Below are 14,543 nucleotides of genomic sequence, written 5' to 3' on the forward strand. Positions count from 1 at the left end.
ATTACTCCTTAGGACGGAAAGACATGGTCACGCGCCGGTAGTCGGCAAACGCCGCGCCCTTGGGCAGCGGCGGGAAGCGGCGCATCTCGCGCACGGCGGCCTGCACCGCCTCATCGTACTGCGGGTTGCCGCTGCTGCGCAGCAGGCGGATCTGGCGCACTTCCAGCGACGGCAGGATCTCGATCTGCAGCACCACCTCCGGATTGCCTTTCAGCGCGTCGGGGATGGCCACGTAGGGGCGCACGCGGTTGCTCAGCGTCTGCGCGTACAGCGCCTTGGCATCGGCCACGCCGTGGCTGCTGCCGCCGGCGACGCCGCCCTGGCCGCCACGCTGACTCTGCTTGGCGTTACCGGGGCCGGGCGGCAGGTCCAGCTCCGCCAGCAGGTCCTTATCCGCGGCAGGCGCCGGCTTGGCTGCGGGTTTGGCGGCCGGTTTGGCGGCGGGCACGCTGGTCTTGGCCGGCGCAGGCACCGCCTTGGCGGTCTTGGCCGTCACCTTCTCCGGCACTTTTTCCGCCGGCTTGGGCCTGGACGGTGGCTTTTCCGCGGCCACCGGAGGCGGCGCTTTGTGCTGCGGCAGCGGGCGGCTGGCCTTCAGCTTGATGTCGGCATCGGCCAGCAAGGGGGTGGCGGCCTGCGCCACCGTCGCAGCCGGCGGGGCGGCACGCACTTTCGGCGCCGGGGTCGGCGCCGCCGGCGCACCGCCGGCCCACAATTCCACCGCCAGCGGTGGCGGCGTGTACACCGGCGCCGGCGCGTACAGCCACCACAGCGGCAGCAGCACCACCAGATGCAGCAGCAACGACATGCCCCACGCGCCGTAACCGATGGCGCCCGTCTGCGGCGACATCAGTTGCCCTGCCGTACCGTCAGCGCGACGCGGGTGATGCCGGCCTGGTGCAGGCGGTCGGCCACCTTCACCACTTCGCTGTACTTGAGATCGCGGTGCGCGGTGACCACCACCGGGCGGTTGTCGCGCAGCCGCGCCTTGACCTCGGCCACCAGCGCGTCAAGGTTGGCCGCAGGCGCGCGCTTGCCGCCCTCGCCCAGCAGGTAGCGGCCGTCGGCCTCGATGCTGATTTCCAGCGGCGTGCTGTCCACCTGCGCCGCGCGGGTGACGCTGGGCACCTCGATCACACCGGGGGTGAACATCGGCGCCGTCACCATGAAGATCACCAGCAGCACCAACATCACGTCGATATAGGGCACCACGTTCATCTGGTTCATCATTCGGCGCGGGCGTCGCTGCAGCATTGGACATTCCTGTGGCTAGAAGGGGCAGCCGGTACGGCCGGTCGCCGGAGAAACGGGTAACAACAGACCGCCGCGGCACGGCAACAGTTCCGCGGCGCCGGCATCAGCGGCGGGTGAGCAGGGTCATGCCGTCGCCGATCGGCAGCACCGACATCACCACCCGCGGGTCGTGTTTCAGGCTGGCATTGAAGTCCTGCATCGCCCGTACTGCCGGCGGGTCTCCCGGCTTGGGACTGACCACACGACCGTTCAGGAAAATATTGTCGACCGCGATCACGCCACCGGGGCGCACCAGCTGCAGGCAGGCTTCATAGTACTGCGGGTAGCTGGTCTTGTCGGCGTCGATGAAGGCGAGATCGAAGCTGCCGGCCTGGCCGTCGTCCAGCAGCATCTGCAGTGTCTGCACCGCCGGCTGCACGTAGAGCGCGATGCTGTCCTCGACCCCGGCCTGGCGCCAGTAGTCGCGGGCGATGGTGGTGAATTCGACGCTCATGTCGCAGGCCACGGTACGGCCCTGCTCGCCCATGGCCAGCGCCACGGTCAGCGCGCTGTAGCCGGTGAACACGCCGATCTCCAGATAGCGGCGCACGCCGAGCAGCTTGACCAGCCAGGCGAGGAACTGCCCCTGTTCCGGGGAAATCTGCATCTTGGCCATGCGGTGGGTGGCGGTGAACTCGCGCAGCGCGGTCTGCACCGGGTGCTCGGTGACGCCGATCTGCAGCAGGTAGGCGGCAAGCCGGTCGTCAACGGCGATGGTCGTGCGGGTCATGCTTTACTCCAGAAAAGCACAACGCCCTTGCGGGCGTTGGTCTGCGATGCGGCAAGGGCCGCTCAGTCCGGCTGGTACACGTACGGCTTCTGCGGCACCTTGGACGCGTTCCAGCGACGCAGGTCCTCCAGATCCAGCTTGCGATCCCACCAGGTCAGGCGCAGCTCGCGGCGTTCGCTCTCTACCTGCGGGTTTTTCGCCAGGAAATCATTCATGAAACGGGTGAATTCGGACTGGTACATGGTATGCCCCCGGAAATAATGGCGTCGATTGTACTGCAAAACGGCGCCGTGTTCAGCTGCCGGCGACATGGTGACCATCTGCCAGCCGCCAGCGGAACACCGTGCCGGTCAGCAGCAGACCCAGCAGCAGCAGCCATACCAGCAGCAGCGGCAGCCACAGCGAAAGGCGGCAATCGCTGCCGCGCAGCGGCCGCTGCAGGCCGAGCCAGTAGCGCTGTTCGCCGACAATCACCACCTCGCGCACCTGCAGCATCGCCGGCCACGCCACCGCCGGATGCGGGTTGCCCATCAGCTGCAGTGCGCGGCCGGTGTCCGACTCCTCCTCCGTCTGTGGCGACAGCCAGCGCTGCGGCCGCAGCCACAGCGCGATGAAGCGCCGGTCACCGGCGCGCGCCAGCGGATAGATGCTCAGCAATTGTGCCTGCCCGTCCTCGTCCTGCCACAGCTGCACCTGCGGCTGGCCCTGGCGCAGGCGGCCAAGGTTGGCCGCAACCGCAGGCTGCCGTGCCAGATCCGGCTCCGGCACCACATCGGCACCGAGGCGCAGCGGCACCACCTGCGTCACCAGCAGGCCGTCCTCGCTGTCGCGCAGCAGCGCCACCCGCTCCAGCGCCGGAAAGCGCTGCAGCACCATGCCCGCCTGCCAGGCCGGGATCTGCTCGCCGGGCGTGTCGGCGAACTGCTGCGCCAGCTCCAGCAAGTGCTGGTGCAGCTGTAACAGGTCGCGCGTCAGCAGCGCCGACTGCTGCTGCGCCTGCCGCTGCAGCGCCTGCTCGGCGTCGGCGCGGCTGGCCTCCAGTGCCAGGAAGCCGCTGCCGAGTACCAGTACCAGCCAGCCCAGCAGCAGCAGGGCCAGCTGCACGCTGCGGCCAACCCTGGCCAGCGGCGCGCTCAGAGCAGGAACTCCCGCTTGTCGTGCTGCTCGATCAGCAGCCGCCACGCCTGCATCAGCTTCTGCAGTTTGTTGTTGGCCGGCGCCATCTGCCGCACTTTTTGCAGGTAGTCGTAGGCCTGGCGCACGTGGCTTTCATGCCAGCCCTTGAGGTGCACCTGGGCAATGACGGCGTTGACCAGGTTCAGCATCAGCTGGATGCTGTCCGGCATCTCCTGCAGCGCCTGCCGGAACATGGCGATCGCCTTGTCGTGCTCGCCGGCCTGCGCCTCGCGCACCGCCTTGTTGTTGAGGTCGACCATGCCCTGCACGTTGTGCATGATCAGGTCGGCGCCGGCGTCGGCCATGCCCAGCTGGTCGAACATGCTCGACAGCCGCTGCAGCAGCTGCTCATTGTCGTGGTTGTTGCGGATCAGCTGGCCGGCGACGCCGTCGCCCATCGCCTTCTGCCCCTGCGCGTAACAGGTGCGCGCGAATTCCATCTTTTCCTCGGCCGACAGCTTGTCCAGCTGTGGCAGGCGCTCGGCGGCGGACTGCAGCAGTTTTTCCGCCTGCTGCTTGTTGCCGCTGTGCTGCTGGATCTGGCTGTCGAGCACATCGGCCATCCACTCGCCTTCCGGCTTGTACTTGTAGTCGCGGCGCAGCGAGGCCAGCGTCTTCATCGCCTCGCCCTTGTCGCCGCAGGCCAGCTGCGTGCGCGCCAGCGTCGCGTACAGCACCGGGTTGCGGTGCCAGCTGGCCTTGGACAGCTCCAGCGTGGTGCCGTAGGCGTCCTTCGCCTGCGCCAGATCGCCGTTTTCCAGCGCCACCTCGGCCAGCGCCTTGTGGCGGCGCACGGTCGCCGGCGACAGCTCGGTGGCGCGCTTGAGGGTTTCCTGTGCCTTGTCCAGCTCGTGGTTGTCCTGGTACAGCCTGGCCAGCCAATCATAGGCCTCCATCACGTGCTCGTTTTCCGTCACGATGTGGTGGAACATCGCCAGCGCCGGCTCCACCTGTTTCAGCGAGGCCAGCGACTTGGCCATCCCCAGCTGTGCCCACGGCAGCTCGCGGATCTTCAGCACCTGCTGGTACAGCGCGCGGGCGGTGTCGTAGTCGCCGATCTTCAGGCTCAGGCTGCCCTTCAGCTTCATGAAGTCGAGGGTGAACTCGCTGCGCTCGCCGATCTTCTTGTTGCAGGCGTCGATGGCGGCCAGGTACTCGTGGTTCATCAGCGCCTCGTCGACGAAACGGAAGGCGTCGCGGCGGCGCATCGCGCGTTCCAGCCGCTCGGCCAGCACCTCGCCGGTGAACGGCTTCAGCAGGTAGTCGTCCGGCACCAGCTCGGCGGCGGAGATCACCTTGGCCGCACGGCGCTCGCCGCTGACGATCATGAACACGCAGGACTGCTTCAGCAGGTTGCGCTCCTTCGCCTCCTCCAGCAGGTACAGGCCGTCGTTGCCGTTGCCGAGGTCGAAATCGCACAACACCACGTCGAAGTCGTAGCGCATCAGCTTCACCAGTGCGTCACCGGCCTTGCCGGCGTATTCCACCTTCTCGGCACCGAACGAGGCCAGCGTCATCGCCAGCGCACGCTGCATCTCCGGCACGCTGTCGACGACCAGGAACTGCTTCTTGGCGTAGGGATTGTTGTACTCCTTGCGGTGCCCGCTTTTCTGCACGCCGGAAATGGCGTTGAAGGTCGAGGTGTGGATCGGCTGCTCGCTCATGCTCTGAATTCCCTTTTGCCGCCGTGGCGGAGCGCGCTTACTGCGCGCTGAGTTTGTCTTTGGCGTAGCGCAAATCCAGCCACTTGATGCCGTGCTCGGCAAAATTGATCTGCAGGCGCACATCATCACCGGCGCCCTCGGCATTGATCACCACGCCGTCGCCGAACTTGGTGTGATGCAGACCCTGCCCCATCTTCCAGCCGCCAAGGTTGGCCGCAAGCGGCGCCGCTGCGATGCGGCCCTGTGCGTACGCGTTGCGCACCGGCGCCGCCGCTGTTTTAACGGTAGCAGACAATACTTGTAACAGCTCGGCGGGCAGTTCGTCGACAAAGCGCGAGCGGATCGGGTAGCGGCTCTGGCCGTGCAGCATGCGGCTTTGCGCGCAGGACAGGTACAGCCGCTTGCGCGCGCGCGTCATCGCCACATACATCAGCCGCCGCTCCTCCTCCAGTCCCTTGCCGTCGTTCATGCTGTTCTCGTGCGGGAACAAGCCCTCTTCCAGCCCGCCGACGAACACGGCGTCGAACTCCAGCCCCTTGGCCGCGTGCACCGTCATCAGCTGCAGCGCGTCGGCGCCGGCGTCGGCCTGGTGGTCGCCGGCTTCCAGGCTGGCCTGGGTCAGGAATTCGATCACCGCCATCGCCGGCTCCTGCGGCAGGAAGCCCAGCGCCGCGTTGACCAGTTCGTCGAGGTTGGCGAGGCGTTCCTCGCCATCCTTCTTGTCGGCTTCGTACATCGCGCGCAGGCCAGAGGCGTCGATGATCAGGCTGATGGTTTCCGCCAGGCTCAGCGCCTCGCAGCGCTGGCGCAGGCTGTCGATCAGGCGCACGAACTCGGCCAGCTTGCCGGCGGTGCGGCCGCCGCCGGCGCCGCACAGCGCCTGCCACAGGCTGACACCCTGCTCGCGGCTGGCGGTCTGCAGGTTTTCCACGCTGCGCGCACCGATGCCGCGCGCCGGCACGTTGATCACGCGCAACAGCGCGTTGTCGTCCTCCGGATTGGCCACCAGCCGCAGATAGGCCAGCGCGTGCTTGATCTCCTGTCGCTCGAAGAAGCGCAGCCCGCCGTAGATGCGGTAGGCGACGCCACTTTGCACCAGCACGTGTTCCAGGATGCGCGACTGCGCGTTGGAGCGGTACAGCACCGCCATGTCGGCCAGGTTCCAGCCGTCGCGCGCCAGCGCCCTGACCTCGTCGACGATGAACTGCGCCTCTTCGCCGTCGGAGTAGGCCTCGTACAGGCGGATCTTGTCGCCGGGGCCGGCGTCGGTCCACAGGCTCTTGCCGAGGCGGCCGTCGTTGCGCTCGATCAGCGCGTTGGCGGCATCCAGGATGGTGCCGGCGGAGCGGTAGTTCTGCTCCAGCCGGATCGGGCCAGTCACACCGTAATCGGACAGCAGCGCGCGCATATTGCCGACCTCGGCGCCGCGGAAGGCGTAGATCGACTGGTCGTCGTCGCCGACCGCGAACAGCGCGTTGTCCGGCCCGGCCAAGAGCTTCAGCCACGCGTACTGCAGGCGGTTGGTGTCCTGGAACTCGTCCACCAGCACGAAGCGGAAGCGGTTGCGGTAGTGCTCGGACAGCGCCGCATTGCGGCTGAGCACCTCGTAGCTGCGCAGCAGCAGCTCGGCGAAATCGACCACCCCCTCGCGCTGGCACTGCGCGTCGTAGGCGGCGTACAGCTCGATCAGCTTGCGGGTGTAGGGGTCGTGCGCCGACAGCTCGCCGGCGCGCACGCCGGATTCCTTCTGGCTGTTGATGAACTGCTGCACCGCCTTGGGCGGGAATTTTTCGTCGGAGATGTCCAGGCTTTTCAGCAGGCGCTTGATCGCCGACGACTGGTCGCCGGAGTCGAGAATCTGGAAGGTCTGCGGCAGGCCGGCGTCGCGGTAGTGCACGCGCAGGAAGCGGTTGCACAGGCCGTGGAAGGTGCCGATCCACATCGTCTTGACGTTGACCGGGATCATCGCCGCCAGCCGCGTCTGCATCTCGCGCGCCGCCTTGTTGGTAAAGGTCACTGCCAGCACGCCGGCCGGGCTGGCCTGCCCGGTCTGCAGCAGCCAGGCGATGCGCGTGGTCAGCACCCGCGTCTTGCCGCTGCCGGCGCCGGCCAGCACCAGCGCGCTCTTGGCGGGCCAGGTGACGGCGGAGAGTTGTTCGGGATTGAGACCGGCGAGCAGATCGTTATTCATGGGGCAGGCTTCGAGGTGACGCGCAAAACGCCGATTCTACACCAGCACCCGCTACCGCAAGGTTGGCCGCAACGCATTGCGGCCAACCTTGTGGCTGCAGCCCTGCTCAATGGGTATGGAAAAAGCCGTCATGACCGGCGGCGGCGGTATCCGGTACGCCCTGCCGCCGGTTGCGGATGCCGTCCCATACCTTTTCGTGGAAGTAGTAGGCAACGGTATTCACCAGCGGCTCCACCAGGGCCAACAGGCTGGCAATGCCGAAACTGCCGGTCAGCAGCCAGGCGACCGTGAACGCCACGCTGAAGTGGCAAATGGCGAAAGTGATGGTCTTGAGCATGACGGCCTCCCGGCGGGCTGACTATGGAATACAGTGTACATGATAGTCATTCTCATTTTGTGTGCAAAATTGAATGTTTTTAGCACGCTGATAGTCCCTTGCAGCAAAGGGCATGCCGCCGGACAGGCGTCCCCCGTCACCCGCCAGAAAAAACGGCAAGCCGCCGGCTTGCCGTTGTGACCTGCGGGGACGCGCTGCCGCTACACGCGCTGATCCATGTCTAGCGCCGGGGTGCCCGGACAAAGCTGCGCCACCACCTTGGCCGGCACACCGGCCACCGTGGTGTGCGCCGGCACGTCGTCCAGTACCACGCTGCCGGCGCCGACCTTGGCACAGTCGCCGACGCGGATGTTGCCCAGCACCGAGGCGCCGGTGCCCAGCATCACGCCGTCGCCGATTTTCGGGTGGCGGTCGCCGCGCTCCTTGCCGGAGCCGCCCAGCGTCACGCCGTGCAGGATGGACACGTTGTTACCGATCACCGCCGTTTCACCGACCACCACGCCGGTACCGTGATCCAGCATCACGCCGTGGCCGATGCGCGCCGCCGGGTGGATATCGGCACTCATGACTTCGGAGATGCGGTTTTGCAGGAAATACGCCAGTGTCTTTCTGTCCTGCTGCCACAGCCAGTGGGTGATGCGCTGGCTCTGCAGCGCATGGAAACCCTTGAAATACAAGAGCGGCGTGGAATAGCGGTCGCAGGCCGGATCACGCTCGTAGCAGGCGCTGATGTCGGCGCGCATCGCGCGGCTGATCTGCGGATCGGCGGCCAGCGCCTCGCGGAACAGCTCCAGCAGCGCGCGGGCGTCCATCACCGGGCTGGCCAGCTTGCTGGACAGGTGGAAGGCCAGCACGTCTTCCAGCGTGCCGTGCCGCAATACCGTCATGTGCAGGAAGCTGGCCAGCAGCGGTTCGTCACGCACCGCCTGTTCGGTTTCCTGCAGGATGGCGAGCCACAGGGCATCGCCGTTTGCTTCAGACATTCATTGCTCCTTGCGGCCAACCCTGACCGCGGTTCCGTACGTGCCTACAGCAGTACCACGTCGAACTGTTCCTGGCTGTAGGTGGCCTCCACCGACAGCGAGATCGGCTTGCCGATGAAGTCGATCAGCATGGCCAGGCTCTGCGATTCCTCGTCCAGCAGCATGTCGATCACGCTCTGCGACGCCAGGATGCGGAAGCCCTTGGCCTCAAAGCGGCGCGTCTCGCGCACGATCTCGCGCTGGATCTCGTAACACACCGTCTGCGCGGTCTTGATCTCGCCGCGGCCCTGACACACCGGACACGACTCGCACAGCACGTGCGCCAGGCTCTCGCGGGTGCGCTTGCGCGTCACCTCCACCAGCCCCAGGCTGGTAAAGCCGTTCAGCGTCACGCGGGTGCGGTCGCGCGCCAGCGCCTTGGCCAGCTCGGCCAGCACCGCATTGCGGTGCTCCTCGCTGTCCATGTCGATGAAATCGACGATGATGATGCCGCCGAGGTTGCGCAGCCGCAGCTGGCGCGCCAGCGCCAGCGTCGCCTCCAGGTTGGTCTTGTAGATGGTCTCGTCGAAGTTGCGGTTGCCGACGAAACCGCCGGTGTTGACGTCGATGGTGGTCATCGCCTCGGTCTGGTCGATGATCAGATAGCCGCCGAACTTCAGGTTGACGCGGCGCGACAGCGCCTTCTCGATCTCGGTCTCGATGCCGTGCAGCTCGAACAATGGCCGCTCGCCGCTGTAGCGCTCGATCTTGGCCACCGCCGACTGCACATAGGCTTCGGCGAATTCCACCATCTTGCCGTAATTCTCGGTGGAGTCGACGATCACCTTTTCGGTGTGATCACTGACCATGTCGCGCAGCACGCGCACCGCCAGTGGCAGGTCTTCGTACAGCAGGCTTTGCGCCGGCAGGTGCTGCGACTTGTGGCGGATGTCGGCCCACAGCTTGGACAGGTAGCCGATGTCGGCGCCCAGCTCTTCATCGGTAGCGGTTTCGGCGCTGGTGCGGATGATGTAGCCCCGTGGCGCACCCTCCGGCAGCAGCTTTTCCAGCCGCGCTTTCAGGCTCTGGCGGTCGGCGTCCTGCTCGATCTTCTGCGAGATGCCGATATGCTCTTCCTGCGGCAGGTGCACCAGGAAGCGCCCGGCCAGGCTGATCTGGGTGGACAGCCGCGCGCCCTTGGTGCCGATCGGGTCCTTGATCACCTGCACCAGCACGGTCTGGCCCTCGAACAGCATCTTCTCGATGCGCTGCGGCTCGGACGGGTGCTGGCGCTGTTCCAGCACGTCGGCGATGTGCAGGAAGGCGGCGCGCTCCAGGCCGATCTCGATGAAGGCGCTCTGCATGCCCGGCAGCACGCGCTTGACCTGACCCAGATAGATGTTGCCGACAATGCCGCGGCTGGCGGAACGCTCGATGTGCAGCTCCTGCACGATGGCGTCTTCCAGCACCGCGACCCGGGTTTCCTGCGGTGTGATGTTGACCAGGATCTGCTCTTTCGGGCGCGGCAGATCGCGTGGCAGGGGAATCGGTTGTTGCAGCATGGTGGCCTTTCGCGCTCAGGGCAGGGTGATGTCAAAGGCCGCCAGCAGTTGCGCGGTTTCAAAGACGGGCAGACCGACGACGCCGGTGAAACTGCCGGAGATGTGCTGCACGAACACCGAGGCCTTGCCCTGAATACCATAGGCACCGGCCTTGTCGAATGGTTCGCCGGTATCGAGGTAGCGCTCGATCTCGGCGTCGCTCAGCGGCTTGAAGGTGACGTCGGTGCTGCTGGTGGCGATTTCGGTGCGCTCGCCCTCGCGGATCGCCACGCTGGTCAGCACCTGATGGGTACGCCCGGAAAAGGCACGCAACATGCGGAAGGCATCGTCGGCATCGGTCGGCTTGCCGAAGATCTCGCCGTCCAGCACCACGGTGGTATCGGCGGCCAGCAGCGGCCGCGACGGCAGCCCCAGTGCCAGCGCCACGCTCCAGCCGGCGGCGGCCTTTTCCGCAGCCAGACGCCGGGTATAGGCGGCGGCGTCCTCGCCCGGCAGCACCGTCTCGTCGACGTCGGCATGCACGCGCTCCAGCTGGAAACCAAGTTGTTCGAGGATCTCGCGGCGACGCGGGCTGCCGGAGGCCAGATAAAGACGGATCTTTCGGGAATTCATGAACGGGCAATCTGCAAGAGGGAAACGCAATGAACACAAGATTACCAGAGCAGGCCTGCGCCGGATATGTTGGCCGCAAGCAGAACGCCATCCGATACAGGCGATCATCAGCTACATGCCATGCCGCTTTAATGGTCTAATCTTGGCTTTTGCCCTGCTGATGACAGAACGCTACGACATGCTGCGCCTGTTCCTGATCTGCTGCCTGTTCGCCGCCGGAGTCCATGCCGACACGGTACGGCTGGCCGTCGGCCTTGCCAAACCGCCGTACATCGAGGCGGGGGGCAGGAGCGGGCTGGAGGTAACGCTGGCGCTGGCCACGCTGCGGCTGGCCGGCCACCAGCCACAGGTGGTGCAGTTGCCGCAGGCACGCGGACTGGCGATGCTGGATCGTGGCTACGTCGATGCCATGCTGACGCTGGTGCCGGGAGTACTGGCCGGGATCTGCTACTCGCAGCCGCTGCTGTACTACCGCAACCGCGCCATCGTGCTGCAGGGCAGCGGCATCGTGCTGACGCAATTGTCGCAGCTGGCGCAATACCGGGTGGCGGCATTCCAGAATGCGCGCCAGCTGCTGGGCGACGGGTTCCGCCAGGCCGTGGCACGCTCGCCCGGCTATACCGAACTGGGCGACCAGGACATCCAGAACAGGATGCTGTTCAATCGCCGCACCGATGTGGTGGTCGGCGACGAGCTGATCTTCCACGCCAACCCGACACAGCGCGATCTCAACAACCGCAGCCAGCCCGTCATCAGCTACGCGCTGTTTCCCAGCTCGCCGCGCCATGTCGGCTTTCGCAGCGAACGGCTGTGCCGGGATTTCGACCGTGCGCTGCTGCAGCTGAAAGGCAGCGGCGAGTACGAACGCATCCAGCAGTCCTACCGCGACAAGTACCGGCTGCCGCGCAATTAGCGTTTGGCGGCGCGCGCCAGCTGGTTCAGCACCTGCGACGCGGCAAACAGGCCGAAGCTGGCGGTCACCACCATGCTGGCGCCAAAGCCGGCGCAGGACAGCCCCTGCGGCCCGCGCGCCGCGTCCATGTCGCAGGCCGCCGCCTGCGGATACACCAGCGGCTCGGTGGAGTACACGCACGGCACCCCCAGCTTCTTGCCCGGCTCGCGCGTGAAACCATGGTTGCGGCGCAGGTTGTAGCGCAGCTTGGACAGCAGCGGGTCTTCCGTCACCTGCGACAGATCCGCCAGCGCGATGCGCGACGGGTCCATCTGGCCGCCGGCGCCGCCGGAAACCACGAACTTCTGCCGTCGCCGCACGCACCAGGCCGCGATCGCGGTCTTGATCTTCAGGCTGTCGATGCAGTCGATGATGTAGTCGTAGCCCTGCCCCAGCAGCTGTTCCAGATTGTCCTCGGTGACGAAGTCTTCCACCTCGGTCACCACGCAGGCCGGGTTGATGGCGCGCACGCGCTCGGCCAGCGCAGTGACCTTGGCCATGCCGTAGTACGGGTCCAGCGCCGGCAGCTGGCGGTTGGTGTTGGATTCGGCGATATTGTCGAGGTCGATCAGCGTCAGCTGGCCGATGCCGCTGCGCGCCAGCGCCTCCACCGCCCACGAGCCGACGCCGCCGACGCCGATCACGCAGACGTTGGCCGCAGCAAAACGCTGCAAGGCCGCGTCACCATACAAACGGGCAATACCGCCAAAGCGGCGTTCCAGATCGGCACTCATCTTCGCTCGACAATCATCAGGAAAAACGGCCAAGCATACCGAAAACACCCCCCGGCTGCCAAGGCGGCAGCCGCCGCCGCAATCCGTCCTTGCCAGGACAAGACATTGATCTACCATGAAAATTCTGCCACCCGCATCCTGTGGGCGGCGCCGACAACCGGGAGATTGCGCATGAAGTTGCCGCGTTTTGACATCGATCTGGACAAGCACTACAAACCCACAGTGGTCATTGCCTGCCCGCAGTGCAGCCACCAGACCCGCCAGCACCTGGCCAGCCTGGTCCCCGACCAGCCGCTGCGCTGCAGCTGCGGCGCCGACATCAGCATGCCCGGCAGCACACTGGCTGCCGCCCGGCAACAGGCCGATGCCATCAAGGCCGCCTACCACGTTCGCTGACCCCGCGCGGAACACACTGATCCGAAATAGCCCTCTACAGGCTCGATGACGGCTGGCACAATCGTGTCATTGCCGATCAACCCCGACACGGCAGCCCCACGGCTGCCGTGTGTCATTGGAGCCCGCCATGCCCGTGCTTGACGTCCGCAGCGACACCGTCACCCAGCCCACCCTCGCCATGCGCCAGGCCATGTTCGACGCCGTGGTCGGCGACGACGTCTACGGCGACGACCCCACCGTGCGCGAGCTGGAAACGTTGGCCGCAGGCATTCTCGGCAAGGAAGCCGCGCTGTTCGTGCCGTCCGGCAACTTCGGCAACCAGCTGGCGCTGTACACCCACTGCCAGCGCGGCGACGAAGTGATCCTCGGCGACGACTGCCACATCGTGTGGCACGAAACCGGCGGCGCCGCGGTGATCGCCGGCGTGCAGCTGCGCACCATCGCCAGCGCCGACGGCATGTTGCGCGCCGACGAGGTGAAAAAACGCATCCGTGTCGGTGACGACATCCACTGGCCGCGCACCGGCCTGATCTGCGTCGAAAACGCGCACAGCAACGGCCGCGTCATTCCGCTGGCCGACATGGCGGCAGTGTGGAATGTCGCGCAGCAGCACGGCGTGCCGGTGCACCTGGACGGCGCGCGCGTGTTCAACGCCGCCGTGCACCTGGGCTGCGAGGTGCGCGACATCACCCGCTACAGCGACACGGTGATGTGCTGCCTGTCCAAAGGCTTGGCCGCACCCATCGGCTCCATCCTGGCTGGCCCGGCCGCCTTCATCGCCCGCGCCCGCAAGAACCGCAAACTGCTGGGCGGCGGCCTGCGCCAGGCCGGCGTGCTGGCCGCGCCGGGCATCCTGGCACTGACCGAGATGGTGACCCGCCTGCCGGAAGACCACGCCAACGCCCGCTATCTGGCCGAACAGCTGGCTGCCCTGCCCGGCATCAGCGTCAATCTGGATGACGTGCACATCAACATGGTGTGGTTCCGCCTGCCGGACACGCTGGACAGCGGTACGCTGATGGCGGCGCTGGCCGATGCCGGCATCAAGGCCAACGGCCCCGAGCACGGCCTGATGCGGCTGGTGACACACTGGCAGATCGGCCGCGCCGACATCGACCGCATCGTCGCCGTATTCGCCAGCGTGCTGGCGGCATGACGCTCACCCTCGCGCTGGCGCTGTTTGCAGCCGCGTTCGCCGCCGGCGCGCTCAACGCCGTCGCTGGCGGCGGCACGCTGCTCACCTTCCCGGCACTGGTTGCCGCCGGCCTGCCACCCATCGTCGCCAACGCCACCAGCTCGGTGTCGCAGTGGCCGGGCTACGTCGCCAGCAGCCTCGCCTTTCGCCGCGAGCTGCGCGGCCAGCGCCAGTTTGCCGGCATGAGCGTGGCCAGCCTCGCCGGCGGGCTGGCCGGCGCCTGGCTGGTGACGGTGGTGTCGCCGCGGCTGTTCGACGTGCTGATCCCGTGGCTGATCCTGCTCGCCACCGCCATGTTCGCCTGCAGTGCCACCCTCACCCGCTGGATGGGCCGGCACGCGGCCAACGCCCACCGCAGCCGCAACGGGCTACTGGCCGGGCAGCTGCTGGTATCGGTGTATGGCGGCTTCTTCGGCGGCGGCATGGGCATCATGATGCTGGCGCTGTACAGCCTGTTCGCGCTGGACACGCTGACGCGCATGAATGCGCTGAAAACCTGGCTGTCGGTCGTGATCTCCGGCGTGGCGGTGGTGACCTTCATCGTCGCCGGCATCGTCGACTGGCCTGCCGCGCTGGTGATGCTGGCAGGCACCATCGCCGGCGGCGTGGCCGGCGCCCGCCTCGCCCGCCGCCTGCCAGCGATCTGGCTCAAGCGCGTGGTGGTGGCGCTGGGCAGCGCGCTGACGCTGGCGTTTTTCTGGAAGGTGTACGGCTGAGGCTGCGGCCAACGTTGGCCGCA

The 14,543-nt window shown here is 66.7% G+C and carries 16 protein-coding genes; 4 read left to right on the top strand and 12 right to left on the bottom strand.

The window, feature by feature from the left end:
* Nucleotide 1: 1 nt before the first annotated feature.
* The 11 genes from tolA to IE083_RS06575 form a co-directional block, all read right to left on the bottom strand.
* Entirely contained in the window at nt 2-850 is an 849-nt protein-coding gene (gene tolA / locus IE083_RS06525; RefSeq protein ID WP_189352809.1) for a cell envelope integrity protein TolA, read from the bottom strand.
* Entirely contained in the window at nt 850-1,254 is a 405-nt protein-coding gene (locus IE083_RS06530; RefSeq protein ID WP_189352810.1) for an ExbD/TolR family protein, read from the bottom strand. The genes tolA and IE083_RS06530 overlap by 1 nt, the downstream gene beginning before the upstream one ends.
* Nucleotides 1,255-1,357: 103 nt before the next feature.
* Entirely contained in the window at nt 1,358-2,023 is a 666-nt protein-coding gene (locus IE083_RS06535) for a class I SAM-dependent methyltransferase (protein ID WP_189352811.1), read from the bottom strand.
* A 62-nt stretch (nt 2,024-2,085) separates the two neighbouring features.
* Nucleotides 2,086-2,265 carry a DUF3460 family protein gene (locus tag IE083_RS06540; protein ID WP_189352812.1) on the bottom strand — a complete coding sequence of 60 codons (180 nt, stop codon included), beginning with the start codon at nt 2,263-2,265 and terminating at the stop codon, nt 2,086-2,088.
* Nucleotides 2,266-2,317: 52 nt separating this feature from the next.
* Nucleotides 2,318-3,205 carry a hypothetical protein gene (locus IE083_RS06545; RefSeq protein ID WP_189352813.1) on the bottom strand — a complete coding sequence of 296 codons (888 nt, stop codon included), beginning with the start codon at nt 3,203-3,205 and terminating at the stop codon, nt 2,318-2,320.
* Nucleotides 3,157-4,863 carry a tetratricopeptide repeat protein gene (locus IE083_RS06550; RefSeq protein ID WP_189352814.1) on the bottom strand — a complete coding sequence of 569 codons (1,707 nt, stop codon included), beginning with the start codon at nt 4,861-4,863 and terminating at the stop codon, nt 3,157-3,159. The genes IE083_RS06545 and IE083_RS06550 overlap by 49 nt, the downstream gene beginning before the upstream one ends.
* 37 nt (nt 4,864-4,900) lie before the next feature.
* The gene (locus tag IE083_RS06555) at nt 4,901-7,054 is read right to left on the bottom strand and encodes a UvrD-helicase domain-containing protein (protein ID WP_189352815.1); all 2,154 of its coding nucleotides are present in this window, start codon (nt 7,052-7,054) and stop codon (nt 4,901-4,903) included.
* A 106-nt stretch (nt 7,055-7,160) separates the two neighbouring features.
* Nucleotides 7,161-7,391, bottom strand: coding sequence for a DUF2061 domain-containing protein (locus IE083_RS06560; protein WP_189352816.1), 231 nt, complete (start codon nt 7,389-7,391; stop codon nt 7,161-7,163).
* Nucleotides 7,392-7,591: 200 nt separating this feature from the next.
* Nucleotides 7,592-8,374 carry a serine O-acetyltransferase gene (gene cysE / locus IE083_RS06565; RefSeq protein ID WP_189352817.1) on the bottom strand — a complete coding sequence of 261 codons (783 nt, stop codon included), beginning with the start codon at nt 8,372-8,374 and terminating at the stop codon, nt 7,592-7,594.
* A 44-nt stretch (nt 8,375-8,418) separates the two neighbouring features.
* Nucleotides 8,419-9,915, bottom strand: a complete 1,497-nt coding sequence (rng, locus tag IE083_RS06570) for a ribonuclease G (protein ID WP_189352818.1) — start codon at nt 9,913-9,915, stop codon at nt 8,419-8,421.
* A 15-nt stretch (nt 9,916-9,930) separates the two neighbouring features.
* On the bottom strand, nt 9,931-10,527 hold the full coding sequence (locus tag IE083_RS06575) for a Maf family protein (RefSeq protein WP_189352819.1): 597 nt from the start codon (nt 10,525-10,527) through the stop codon (nt 9,931-9,933).
* Nucleotides 10,528-10,669: 142 nt separating this feature from the next.
* Between IE083_RS06575 and IE083_RS06580 the strand changes: the two genes are divergently transcribed.
* Nucleotides 10,670-11,440 (top strand): substrate-binding periplasmic protein, encoded by a 771-nt coding sequence (locus tag IE083_RS06580; protein WP_189352820.1) that lies wholly within the window; start codon nt 10,670-10,672, stop codon nt 11,438-11,440.
* Here the strand turns inward: IE083_RS06580 and tcdA are convergent.
* Nucleotides 11,437-12,213, bottom strand: coding sequence for a tRNA cyclic N6-threonylcarbamoyladenosine(37) synthase TcdA (gene tcdA, locus IE083_RS06585; RefSeq protein ID WP_189352821.1), 777 nt, complete (start codon nt 12,211-12,213; stop codon nt 11,437-11,439). The two genes, IE083_RS06580 and tcdA, sit on opposite strands and share 4 nt — an antisense overlap.
* A 171-nt stretch (nt 12,214-12,384) precedes the next feature.
* Between tcdA and IE083_RS06590 the strand changes: the two genes are divergently transcribed.
* The 3 genes from IE083_RS06590 to IE083_RS06600 all read left to right on the top strand — a co-directional run bounded on the left by IE083_RS06590 (nt 12,385) and on the right by IE083_RS06600 (nt 14,520).
* Nucleotides 12,385-12,609, top strand: coding sequence for a hypothetical protein (locus IE083_RS06590; protein ID WP_189352822.1), 225 nt, complete (start codon nt 12,385-12,387; stop codon nt 12,607-12,609).
* 127 nt (nt 12,610-12,736) lie between these two features.
* Nucleotides 12,737-13,765: a low-specificity L-threonine aldolase gene (gene ltaE, locus IE083_RS06595; RefSeq protein WP_189352823.1), complete on the top strand. Its 1,029-nt coding sequence runs from the start codon at nt 12,737-12,739 to the stop codon at nt 13,763-13,765.
* Nucleotides 13,762-14,520 (top strand): sulfite exporter TauE/SafE family protein, encoded by a 759-nt coding sequence (locus IE083_RS06600; protein WP_189352824.1) that lies wholly within the window; start codon nt 13,762-13,764, stop codon nt 14,518-14,520. Before ltaE ends, IE083_RS06600 begins: the two co-directional genes overlap by 4 nt.
* Nucleotides 14,521-14,543 lie beyond the last annotated feature (23 nt).

The sequence above is a fragment of the Vogesella fluminis genome (assembly GCF_014652335.1).
GTDB lineage: Bacteria > Pseudomonadota > Gammaproteobacteria > Burkholderiales > Chromobacteriaceae > Vogesella > Vogesella fluminis.